Annotated in this window: 8 protein-coding genes; 7 read left to right on the top strand and 1 reads right to left on the bottom strand. The window is 68.3% G+C overall.

Going from position 1 to position 11,816, the window contains the following annotated elements:
* Position 1 precedes the first annotated feature (1 nt).
* From lpxA to Q0907_RS06760, 7 genes are all read left to right on the top strand, one after another.
* The gene (lpxA, locus tag Q0907_RS06790; protein WP_299342794.1) at positions 2-790 is read left to right on the top strand and encodes an acyl-ACP--UDP-N-acetylglucosamine O-acyltransferase; all 789 of its coding nucleotides are present in this window, start codon (positions 2-4) and stop codon (positions 788-790) included.
* On the top strand, positions 790-1,971 hold the full coding sequence (lpxB, locus tag Q0907_RS06785) for a lipid-A-disaccharide synthase (protein WP_299342792.1): 1,182 nt from the start codon (positions 790-792) through the stop codon (positions 1,969-1,971). The genes lpxA and lpxB overlap by 1 nt, the downstream gene beginning before the upstream one ends.
* Positions 1,972-2,118: 147 nt before the next feature.
* A complete protein-coding gene (gene rnhB, locus Q0907_RS06780) occupies positions 2,119-2,724 on the top strand; it encodes a ribonuclease HII (protein ID WP_299342790.1) in 606 nt (201 codons plus the stop codon).
* A gap of 144 nt (positions 2,725-2,868) precedes the next feature.
* Positions 2,869-3,276 (top strand): hypothetical protein, encoded by a 408-nt coding sequence (locus Q0907_RS06775; protein ID WP_299342789.1) that lies wholly within the window; start codon positions 2,869-2,871, stop codon positions 3,274-3,276.
* Positions 3,277-3,457: 181 nt separating this feature from the next.
* Complete coding sequence (gene dnaE / locus Q0907_RS06770) at positions 3,458-7,015, top strand: DNA polymerase III subunit alpha (protein ID WP_299342787.1); 3,558 nt, start codon at positions 3,458-3,460, stop codon at positions 7,013-7,015.
* Positions 7,016-7,111: 96 nt separating this feature from the next.
* On the top strand, positions 7,112-8,071 hold the full coding sequence (locus tag Q0907_RS06765) for an acetyl-CoA carboxylase carboxyltransferase subunit alpha (RefSeq protein WP_299342785.1): 960 nt from the start codon (positions 7,112-7,114) through the stop codon (positions 8,069-8,071).
* 13 nt (positions 8,072-8,084) lie between these two features.
* Positions 8,085-8,777, top strand: a complete 693-nt coding sequence (locus tag Q0907_RS06760; RefSeq protein WP_299342783.1) for a transglycosylase domain-containing protein — start codon at positions 8,085-8,087, stop codon at positions 8,775-8,777.
* A 22-nt stretch (positions 8,778-8,799) separates the two neighbouring features.
* On the opposite strand, the gene Q0907_RS06755 is transcribed toward Q0907_RS06760, so the two are convergent.
* Complete coding sequence (locus Q0907_RS06755; RefSeq protein WP_299342782.1) at positions 8,800-11,619, bottom strand: di-heme oxidoredictase family protein; 2,820 nt, start codon at positions 11,617-11,619, stop codon at positions 8,800-8,802.
* Positions 11,620-11,816 lie beyond the last annotated feature (197 nt).

Below are 11,816 nucleotides of genomic sequence, written 5' to 3'. Positions count from 1 at the left end.
GATGAGCGCCCCCACCGCCATCCATCCCAGCGCGGTCATCGATCCCGGCGCGATGCTGGGTGAAGGCGTGCGCATCGGTCCGTTCGCCTACGTCGGTCCCGAGGTCGAGATCGGCGACGGCACGGTGATCGGCACGCATTGCTCCGTCACCGGGCCGACGCGGATCGGCCGCGACAACCATTTCGTCGGCCATGCCGCGATCGGGGGCGACCCGCAGGACAAGAAGTTCAAGGGCGAGCGGGTGGAACTCGTCATCGGCGATCGCAACCAGGTGCGCGAATTCGTCACCGTGAACCGCGGGACCGGCACCGGCGGCGGCATCACCCGTGTCGGCAGCGACAACATGCTGCTCGCCTATACGCACGTGGCGCACGACTGCATCGTCGGCAACCATTGCGTGTTCTCCAACAACTCGACGCTGGCCGGCCACGTCACGATCGAGGACTGGGTGATCATGAGCGGCTTCGCCGGCGTGCACCAGTTCTGCCGCGTCGGCGCCCACGCGTTCATCGGCATGGGCGTGCTGCTCAGCGGCGACGTGCCCCCGTTCACGATGGTGGCCGGCGACGCGGCAGGGCGTCCGCGCGGCATCAATAGCGAAGGCCTCAAGCGGCGTGGCTTCGATGCCGAACGCATCGCCGCCATCAAGCGCGCCTACCGCACGCTGTACGTCGCCGGCCTGCCCCTGGCGGAAGCCAAGCAACAGCTCGCCGAACAGGCGCAGGCCAGCGAAGACGTCAAGGCGCTGCTGCACTTCATCGACAGCGGCGAACGGCCGTTGCAGCGCTGATGGACGCGACACCCGCGGCCCGGCCGCTCCGCATCGCGCTGTGCGCGGGCGAAGCATCCGGCGACGGCCTCGGGGCCGGACTGATCGCCGCGTTGAAACAGCGTTTCCCGCACGCCGAATTCGCCGGCATCGGGGGCGACGCGATGCGCGCCGCCGGCGCCGACACTTGGTGGGACGCGGACGAACTCGCCGTGATGGGCCTGGCCGAGGTCCTGCGCCATCTTCCCCGCCTGCTGAGATTGCGCAGGGCGTTCCGTCAACGCGTGCTGGACTGGAAACCCGACGCCTACGTCGGCATCGACGCGCCCGACTTCAACCTGGGCATCGAGCGCTGGTTGAAGATGCGCGGCGTGCGCACCGTGCACTACGTCAGTCCTTCGGTGTGGGCGTGGCGCGAGAAGCGCGCCGAGAAGATCGGCCTCAGCGCGGATCGGGTGCTCTGCCTGTTCCCGATGGAACCGCCGATCTACGCCCGACATGGCATCGATGCGCGCTTCGTCGGTCATCCGATGGCGGACGACATTCCCCTGCACCCCGATCGTGCGGCAGCACGTGCTGCGCTCTGCCTGCCACTCGATGCCCCGGTCCTCGCCGTGCTGCCCGGTAGCCGCCTTGGCGAAATCGGTCGCCTGGCGCCGGACTTTTTCGAGGCGGCACGCCGCGTCGCCAGCCAGATGCCCGGCCTGCAGATCGTGGTACCGGCCGCCAACGCCGCCTGCCGCCGGGCCCTGGAAACACAGCTCGCCGCGCAGGGCGTCGACACGGCATGGCGCCTGCTCGACGGCCGTGCACGCGAGGCGATGATCGCCAGCGATGTCGTCCTGCTCGCTTCGGGCACTGCGACACTGGAAGCCATGCTCTGCAAGCGGCCGATGGTGGTCGGCTATAGGATCGCACCGTTGACCTACCGCATCGTCAAGGGACTGGGCCTGCTGAAGGTCGAGCGCTACGCCCTGCCGAACGTGCTGGCAGGCGAGGACATCGCGCCGGAGCTGATGCAGGACGACTGCACGCCGGAAGCGTTGTCCTCCGCCGTCCTCCACTGGTTCCTCGAACCGGAGGCCGTCGCCGGCCTTCAGCCTGTCTACCAGCGGTTGCACGCTCAGTTGCGCCAGGACGCGTCAGCGAGTGCCGCCGAGGCGGTGGCGGAGTTGATCGGTTCCCCAGCAGGAGCGATGTAAGTCGCGACCGGCCACCATGATTTCCGCTGCCTCCGCATCGCCCGACGGACAGGGCCTCTCCGCACCCTCTCTTGCCCTGGGGAACATCCGCGTGGATATCGTTTACGCGGTCGCGGCTGACGTCGCTCCTACAAGGAGCATTCCACGATGACCTCGGCGTCACTGTTCCCGGATCCTGTCGTCCGTCTGGTTGCCGGTGTGGACGAAGCAGGTCGGGGACCCCTCGCGGGGCCCGTGGCGGTTGCAGCCGTGATCCTCGACGCGTCGCGCCCCATCGAAGGCCTGAACGATTCCAAGCAACTCAGCGAAGCCAGGCGCGAGGCGCTGTTCCCGCTGATCCAGGAGCACGCGCTCGCTTGGCGGGTCGTCTTCGTCGAGCCCGACGAGATCGACCGGCTCAACATCCTGCAGGCCACGCTGGAAGGCATGCGCCGTGCCATCGCGGCGCTGCAGCCGCTGCCGGAGCTGGTCCGCATCGATGGCAACCGCGCGCCGAAGGGACTGGGCTGCATGGCCGAGACGCTGGTGGGCGGCGATGCCATCGAGCCGGCGATCATGGCGGCATCGATCCTGGCGAAGGTCTCGCGCGACCGGCTGATGGTGCAATTGCACGCCACCTTCCCGCAGTACGGCTTCGATGTGCACAAGGGGTATCCCACGCCCGCGCATCTCTCCGCATTGACGCAGCACGGACCCTGCGTCCACCACCGGCGCAGCTTCGCGCCCGTGCGCGAGGCCTTCAACCGGCGCTGACGCGCGGACCCCCGCGCATGACCACCGGCACGGTGTCCATCGTCACGGTGGCTTCCTGCAGGCGCGTCCGTGCCCACGCGCCGGCACCATGGCCCTGCATCCTGCACTCCCTGCGCAGGAGCCTCTTCCCCCATGAGGTGCGCCATGAGCCTGCCCAATCCGATTCCCGTCGCGTCCGTCCCGCCCCATCCCGTCGAAGATGCACGCGTGCAGTTGCTGCGCAGCCTGCTGGCGGACCGCGACTGGACGCAGTCCCCGATTCTTCGCGCCCGGCTGCAGCACGCAGCGGCGCTGCTGCGGAACGCGGACGCCCATCCGCTGGACGAAGCCACCTGGCTACTGGTCGCCGACGAAACCGCGCGCTATCTGGATTTCCGCCGCCTGCGCAGCCTCGAAGCGCAACTGCAGGGGTGCGCACCCGACGCGCTGCATTACACCCGTGCCGACTGGGAAGCCGCGCGCACCGCCGAAGCCGCGCTGGAATCCCACCTGCGCCACGTCCGCTTCAGCAGCTATGTCCCGGAACCGGTGCCGATGTTCCGGATCCACTGACACTCCGGCGTCGCCCACGCAGCGGCGCCCACCCCACCCGACCCCTCGGGTTTTCCCCTGAGCCGCCTTCCCCGGGCGGCTTTTTTTCGTCTCCGCCGGCCCGTTCCGCGCACCCGGAATGTCAAGCCTTGCCCCACCCTACCCCCGCCGGTACGCTGCCCCGACAGTACCCCGAGTCGGCATGTCTTCCCGTTTCGTCCACCTCCACCTGCACACCGAGTTCTCGCTTGCGGATTCGATCATCCGGGTGCCCGAGAAACCGGATCATGCCGACCCGAAGAAGGCCAAGCAGGCCAACCTGCTGAGCCGGGCGGTGGAACTGGGCATGCCGGCACTGGCGGTGACCGACCGCAACAACCTGTTCGCGCTGGTGAAGTTCTACAAGGCCGCCGAGGGCGTGGGCATCAAGCCCATCGCCGGCGCCGACCTGCTGGTGGCAGACGGCAACGACGCGCCGTGGCCGGTGACGCTGCTGTGCCGCGACCGGGAGGGTTACCTGTCGCTGTCGCGCCTGCTGTCGCGCGCATGGATGGAAGGTCATCGCACCGATGGCGTCGCCATCGATCCCGATTGGCTGCGCCACGACCACCAGGGCCTGTTCGCGATCATGGGTCGCCAGAGCCTCGCGGGACGCCTCGCGCTGACTGGTCGCCATGATCTGGCGGAACAGCACTTGGCCGACTGGCAGCGCGCCTTTGGCGACGACCTGCACCTGGAACTGACGCGGACGCAGCGCGACGGCGAAGAGGCGTTCAATGCGTTCGCACTGCACGCCGCCGGTGCGCGCAGCCTGCCGGTCATCGCCAGCAACGATGTGCGGTTCCTGTCGCCGGATGATTTCGACGCGCACGAAGCACGCGTGTGCATCGCCTCCGGCCGCGTGCTGGACGATCCCAAGCGGCCGCGCGAATACAGTGCCGAGCAGTACATGAAGTCTGCCGACCAGATGGCCGCACTGTTCGCCGATGTCCCCGACGCGATCGACAACACGCTGGCGCTGGCGCAGCGCTGCAACATCGAGATGCGGCTGGGCACGTACTTCCTTCCTGCGTATCCGGTGCCGGACAACGAAACGCTCGACAGCTGGATCCGCAGCCAGTCGCACGACGGACTGAAGGCGCGGCTGGAGAAGAATCCGCTCGCGCCCGGCCATACGCGCGAGGACTACGAGCGGCGGCTGGACTTCGAGCTGGACACCATCTGCAAGATGGGCTTTCCCGGCTACTTCCTGATCGTGGCCGACTTCATCCAGTGGGGAAAGAACCACGGGATCCCGATCGGACCGGGTCGCGGTTCCGGTGCCGGCTCGCTGGTGGCGTGGGCGCTGCAGATCACCGACCTGGACCCGCTGCCGTACGGGCTGCTGTTCGAGCGCTTCCTCAACCCGGAACGCGTGTCGATGCCCGACTTCGACATCGACTTCTGCATGGACCGGCGCGACGAGGTGATCGACTACGTCGCGCGAAAGTACGGCCGCGACCGGGTCAGCCAGATCATCACCTACGGCACGATGGCGGCGAAGGCCGTGGTGCGCGACGCCGGCCGCGTGCTCGGCTTCCCGTACGGGCTGGTCGACGGTGTCGCCAAGCTGATCCCGAACATCCTGGGCGTGTCGCTGAAGGATGCGATGGGCGAAGGCAGCAGCGAAGCCGCGTCGCAGGAGTTGATCGACCGCTACCGCGACGAGGACGACGTCCGCGACCTGATCGACCTCGCGCGCCAGCTGGAAGACCTGACGCGCAATGCCGGCAAGCACGCCGGCGGCGTGGTGATCGCGCCGTCGCCGCTGTCGGACTTCTGCCCGCTCTTCGCCGAACACGACGAAGGCGGTCGCGGCAAGAATCCCGTCACCCAGTTCGACAAGGACGACGTGGAAGCCGTCGGCCTGGTGAAGTTCGACTTCCTCGGCCTGCGCACGCTGACCATCATCGACTGGGCGGTGAAGGCGATCAACGAACGGCATGCCCGCGCGGGCGTGCCGCCGGTCGACATCACCACCATCCCGCTCGACGACGCCAGCGTCTACCGCGACGTGTTCGCCAACGGCAACACCGGCTCGGTGTTCCAGTTCGAATCCACCGGCATGCGGCGGGCCCTGAAGGAAGCCAAGCCGGACCGCTTCGAGGACCTGATCGCGCTGAATGCGCTGTACCGGCCCGGCCCGATGGACATGATCCCGTCGTTCGTCGAGCGCAAGCACGGCCGCGAGGAATTCGAGTATCCCGACCCGCGCACGCGGACCATGCTGGAAGAGACCTACGGCATCATGGTCTACCAGGAGCAGGTCATGCAGATGGCGCAGATCGTCGGCGGCTATTCGCTGGGTGGCGCCGACCTGCTGCGGCGTGCGATGGGCAAGAAGGTGCCGGCCGAAATGGCCAAGCACCGCGAGATCTTCCGCGAGGGCGCCGCCAAGGGCGGCGTGGAAGAGCGCAAGGCCGATGAAATCTTCGACCTGATGGAGAAGTTCGCCGGCTACGGCTTCAACAAGTCGCATGCCGCCGCGTATTCGCTGGTCGCCTACCAGACGGCGTGGCTGAAGAAGCACTACCCGTCCGAGTTCATGGCCGCCACGCTGTCGTCGGACATGGACAAGACCGAGAAAGTCGTCGGCTTCCTCGATGAAGCGCGCGGCCTGGGCCTGAACGTGCTGCCGCCGGACGTGAACCATTCGGACTTCATGTTCGTCGCGACCGACGCCAATACCATCCGCTACGGGCTGGGCGCGGTGAAGGGCGTCGGCCAGGGTGTGTGCGAGAGCATCGTCGAGGCGCGCAAGGACGGCGGGGACTTCCGCGACCTGTTCGATTTCTGCAAGCGCGTCGATTCCTCCAGGCTCAACAAGCGCGCGCTGGAAGCGCTGATCAATGCCGGCGCGCTCGACGCGCTGGGTCGCAACCGCGCCTCGCTCGCGCTGCAGCTGCCGGAGGTGCTGAAGGCCATCGACCAGATCAGCAAGAACCGCAATGCCGGCATCGTCGACATGTTCGGTTCCAGCAGCGGCGGCGACGACATCCACGTGGAGCTGCCGGTCACGGACGAATGGCCGCTGATGCAGGTGCTGCACGGCGAACGCGAGACCCTGGGCCACTATCTCAGTGGCCACCCGATGGACCCGTATCGCGACGACCTTCGCTCGCTGGTCGGCAACGACCTCAGCGAGCTGGACCGCATCTGGTCCAGTTCGTCCGGCGGCGACAAGAAGGGTTGGCGTCCCGAAGTGAATGCCATCGTCGCGGGCCAGGTGGTGGGCATCCGCCGCAAGGGCGACAGCCAGGTCTTCGTGCAGCTGGAAGACGGTCGTGGCCGCATCGAATGCAGTGCGTTTTCCGATGCGCTGGCGGAGTTCGGCGCGCTGATGACGCGCGATCGCGTGCTGGTCATCAAGGGTGGACTGCGCGAGGACGAGTTCAGTGGTGGCTACAGCCTGCGCATCCGACAGGTGTGGGACTACGCTCAACTCTGCCAGCAGCACGCGCAGCGCCTGCAGTTGCGGCTGGACCTGCGCGTGCCCGGCCTGTGGGAGCGCGTCGATGCGCTGCTGTCGCGCCACCGCCCGGGCGGCACGCCCCTGCGCCTGGACCTGCTGATGGCGACCAACGGCGCCGCCATCGCCGGCATGCTGGATCTCAACGGCCAGAAGGCCGTGCGCGTGGATGCCGAACTGCTCGATGCCCTGCGCGCGATGCCGGGCGTGCGCGCGGCCAAGCCCGCTTTCAGCCGTCCTTGGGCGAACTGACGCGCTGCGCGTGCGCGATGGCGGCCCTACCCCCCCGTACGTGACCGCTGGAGCGCTTCGGCTACACTTTCCCCCTTTCCGGCCCATGGCCCGCAGATGAACCCGAACTACCTCGATTTCGAACAGCCCATCGCCGATCTGGAAGCCAAGATCCAGGACCTGCGCGCCGCCAGCACGGGCCCGGCGGTGAATGTCGATGCCGAGGTCCATGCGTTGCAGGACAAGCTGCGCGTGCGCACGGCACAGATCTTCCGCGACCTGTCGCCGTGGCAGGTATCGCAGCTGGCGCGCCATCCGGCGCGCCCTTACACGCTGGACTACATCAAGGTCTTCTGCGACGAGTTCCAGGAACTGGCCGGCGACCGCGCGTTCGCGGACGACTCCGCCATCGTCGGCGGCCTGGGCCGCATCGACGGCCGCAGCGTGATGATCATCGGCCACCAGAAGGGGCGCGACACCAAGAGCAAGATCGCGCGCAACTTCGGCATGCCGCGTCCCGAGGGTTATCGCAAGGCGCTGCGCCTGATGAAGATGGCCGAGCGCTTCAAGCTGCCGCTGCTGACCTTCATCGATACCCCGGGCGCGTACCCGGGCGTGGGCGCGGAAGAGCGCGGGCAATCGGAAGCCATCGCCCGCAACCTGCTGGAAATGGCCGAACTGAAGATTCCGATCATCTGCACGGTGATCGGCGAAGGCGGTAGCGGCGGCGCGCTGGCCATCGGCGTCGGCGACCGCACGCTGATGCTGGAATACGGCACCTATTCGGTGATCTCGCCGGAAGGCTGCGCGTCGATCCTGTGGAAAGACGCCGCCAAGGCCAAGGACGCCGCCGAACAACTCGGCCTGACCGCCAAGCGCCTGCATGGCCTCGGTCTGGTCGACAAGGTCGTGCGCGAACCCATCGGCGGCGCGCACCGCAACCCGCGCCAGATGGCCGTGCGCCTGAAGGCCGTGCTGCTCAACGAACTGGACGCACTGGACCAGTTGCCGGTCGAGCAGTTGCTGCAGAAGCGCTACGAGCGCCTGCGCGGCTACGGCGCGTACGAAGCGGCCTGAGTCCGCACGGGGGATGGCCTGGCTCAGAGCCACCCTCGGGATCCTGCTGGCAGTTGCGACACTCGTCACGGGGTTGTGCTTCGGTCTGCATGCCTACGGCGCTTCCGGACTTCCCGACGACCTCGATCCGAATCGCTACCGCGCTACGCCGGCGTTGCGCGCGCTTTATCTGGACGTTGAAGCAGGGGACATCGAAGACGTGCCACGCCTCAACCCCGTCAGCATCCGGGGCTACTGGCTCTGGCACTACTCGGGCCGGCAACGCGAACCCCTCGGTCACCAGCTGCGACTGCTCGGCCGTGCAGGCCGTGCTCTGGTGATACGACGAGATGCAGGTCAGTCGGCCGCTACGCACTGGCACCTCAGCCACCTGGCGGCCACGATTCACGTCAGTCGCACCTGGAGCATCGGACGGATGGTCGACACGGTGTTGGCGGAGAGCGGGTTCGGCCGCAACGCGACGGGCATCGAGCAGGCGGCGAAGGTCTGGTATGGACGGCCCCTGCGGGACCTGGTGCCCGAAGAGGAACTGCTCCTCATCGCGCTAATGAAAGGTCCGTCGTATTACGACCCCGCATGTCGTCCGGAACGCTTCGCCAACCGTTTTCGCCACCTCGCGGCCAAGGCCGACGGATTCGAAGCCGATACCGCGCTGGCACGCGCATTGGCGCGACTGTCGAAGCAGGACTGTCCCGGCCGGCGCTGATCGCCGGCAGGACAGCGCGGGGTCACAACGACCTGAGGAAATCCACCAGCGCACGCCTGTCCTCGGCGCTCATCGCCTCGAACCGCTGCTTCGCCGCCGTCCCCTGTCCGCCATGCCACAGCACGGCCTCCTCCAGCGTGGCGGCGCGACCGTCGTGCAGGTAGCGCACGTTCGGATCGATGCTGGACGCAAGGCCGAGGCCCCACAGCGGCGCGGTCCGCCACTCTCGGGCGGTGGCGCGGCCTTCGACGTAGGTGTCGGCCAGGTCCGGCCCCATGTCGTGCAGGAGCAGGTCGGTGTACGGCCGGATGGTCTGGTAACGCAGTTCGACGAACCGGTGGTGGCCCGTGCGCAGTTCCGGGACGTGGCAGGTGCTGCATCGCGCGGTGTCGAAGAGCTGCGCACCGCGTTTCACGCGCAGCTGCCGGGCGCGCGCCTGGGCGTCCTGTTCCAGCGGATTGTCGAAGTCGCGTCGCGGCGGCACGCCCAACAGACTCAGGTAGAGCGTGGTCTGGTGGATGTCGGCCGCCGTCAGTGTTGCGCTGCCGTTGTCGACCTGTGCACACGCCGTGCCCTGGCTGACGCGTGCGCATTCCAGCGATGGCATCAGCGGTGACGTGACGCCCATGTCGGTGTTGAACGCGAGCGATGCCTGCTGTTCCAGCGTCGCCGTGCCCGCTTTCCAACCGAACCGTCCGACGCGGCTGAGTCCTGCATCGCGCGCATCGGCCACCACCTGCAGCCGCCCGGCGACCCCATCGGAATCACCCGGCTGCGCCAGCGCCAGGCGCTCCAGTTGCTGCTCGGGGACGGCTTCCAGCAGACCCAGGCCGATCAGCGAGGGCGCCACGCGTACCGACAGCGCCGTCGGCATCGCCAGCGGCTGACCGGCACGGTCGCGCAGCGCATAGGTCGGGCGTCGCAGCACATAACCGCTGCCATCGGCATAGCGGCCCGGAAGCTCGGTGTACCCGGTGAGCACCAGTTCGGCTTCGCGCCCGTCGAGGTTGGCGCCGGCTTCGCGATAGGTGCCCTGCTGCAGGCGCAAGCCGAAGCGTGCATCCGGCGCCTGCGTGCCCGCACCCGCCACCCCGACGAACACGCCCAGGCGGTTCAGCGGCGCACCGACCACGGGCGAACTGCGGCCGTTGCCGGTGTGGCAGTCGACGCAGCGCGTCTGCGAGAAGCGCGGCGCCGCCTTGCCGGCATGCGCAGCGAAGACGGTGTTGCTCTCCTCGGAATGGCGACCGCTGGCGAACGAGGTATGGATCAGCCGGCGTCCTTCGGCCCACGACTGCATGTTGTAGCCGGCGATGTTGTGCGACGCCTGCTGCAGCATGCGGAACGGCTCGCTGGATGTGTCCTCGTGCAGCGTCATCCACGGACCGGCACTGAGTGCTTCGCCCGGCATGGCCAGCGAGTCCAGCGGACGCTGCACGCCGTAGCCGGGCCCGCGGAACCAGGACACGATGCCGTGCGATCCCGCTCGGTAGACCAGCGCTTCGGCGTAGTAGTTGAAGCGCCCGATGAGGTCGGGGTTGCCGGCCAGGAAGATGCCCAGCTCGAACTCCACCAGGTCGCCCTTGCGCAGCGGCCGGTGCGATTCGTTGGCGGCGGTGCGGATCTCCTTGACCAGCACGAAGGCGTTGCCCGGCGTGCCGGCCGGCGGCGTGTAGTTGCTGCCGGGGTCCTGCCCGAGCTGCGCGTAGCCGGTGATCGGCGTCTGCCCGACCACGCCGCCAGGCAGCAGCTTCATGCCGCCGTTGTCCGCGTACAGGGCGACCGAGGTAGGCGCCAGCGGATCCTCGCTGCGCCGGCCGATGTAGCCGTGCCGGAAATTGGTGCCGTACCAGTAGTGCTGCGGCCTGACCACGACGGTCAGGATGCGCTGCTCGCCCGACGTGCCGGGCACCGCATCGTCGTGGATCACGATCTCGTGCGTGCGCCGTTCGAAATACTGCGGCGGGAACACTTGGTAGCTGTCGTCGACGATGGGTTCGCGCGCATGCCGATCGCGCACGCGCCCGCCGACATGCGTCACCAGCGTGCCATCGTCCTGCGTGAAGTGCACAGGTGCGGCATCGTCGGGCCAGAGCAGCGGCTGGTAGGTGGCCGAAGGCGGCACCGGCCGCGGCGGCGGCAACAGCGGCTGCGACCCGTTCTGCCGCACCGCTTCGGGCTCGCCCGCGCCCAGGTGGAACTGCTGTGCCGGCACCGCCGCGCACGTGAGCTGCTCGAGTACGGCGCCCGCCGCGGTGGACGCGGCGGTGATGCCCAGGCACTTTCCGCTGTTGACGTTGACGACGCGGTACCGGTCGCTGGTGTCGATCCGCTGCAGGCGGAACCGCTGCGCGCCGCTGCCGTTGTCCTCCCACTGCTGCACGGTGACGTGGTCGGCGCCCGATCCTGCGGGAATGTCGGCGGACTTCTGTGTGGCCAGGTTGCGCAGTCGGTACTGCCCTGTCGTCGTCTCGGCGATATCGAAGAATTGCCGGTGCAGCGTGGCATCGCAGACCGATTGCACCAGCGGGGTGCCGTTGGCGGCACTCCCCTCCCGGACCTCGATGCACAGACCGCTCGCCACGCTCACGATGCGATAGCGGCCGGACGGGACCGGGTCGATATTGATGTTCTGCGGCGGAGCGGCCTGCGCTTCGGCGGACGCCGTCGTGGCCGTGCCACCGGCCATCCCCGCCGGGGAGGCCGACGCGACGCGCGCGCGACTCCAGAACGGCGCGTCGTCCGTGTCGTCGGACGGTGCGGAGCAGGCGGTCAGCGCCATGACGGCCAACACGGAAAACACCGGCGCGCGGCGGCGCCGGACGAACACGGGCAAAGGCATCGGGTACCGACTCCAGGGGACGCGTGGGGAACGTCGGCGGCACGCTCGCCTCATTCCCCGAAACGGGCGCGCGCCATCCGATGGTCGGACGCGGCATCGTCGCAGAGCGTTCGCCCGCACTGCTGTGACCGGCGCCGCACATCATGGCGCGGGGCGCACGCGCCCGACCGGCGCCCTGCGCTGGCGCCGGTCACGCG

It is taken from the genome of uncultured Pseudoxanthomonas sp., from assembly GCF_947498795.1.
Lineage (GTDB): Bacteria > Pseudomonadota > Gammaproteobacteria > Xanthomonadales > Xanthomonadaceae > Pseudoxanthomonas_A.
This window is presented reverse-complemented; position numbering and strand designations above follow the sequence as displayed.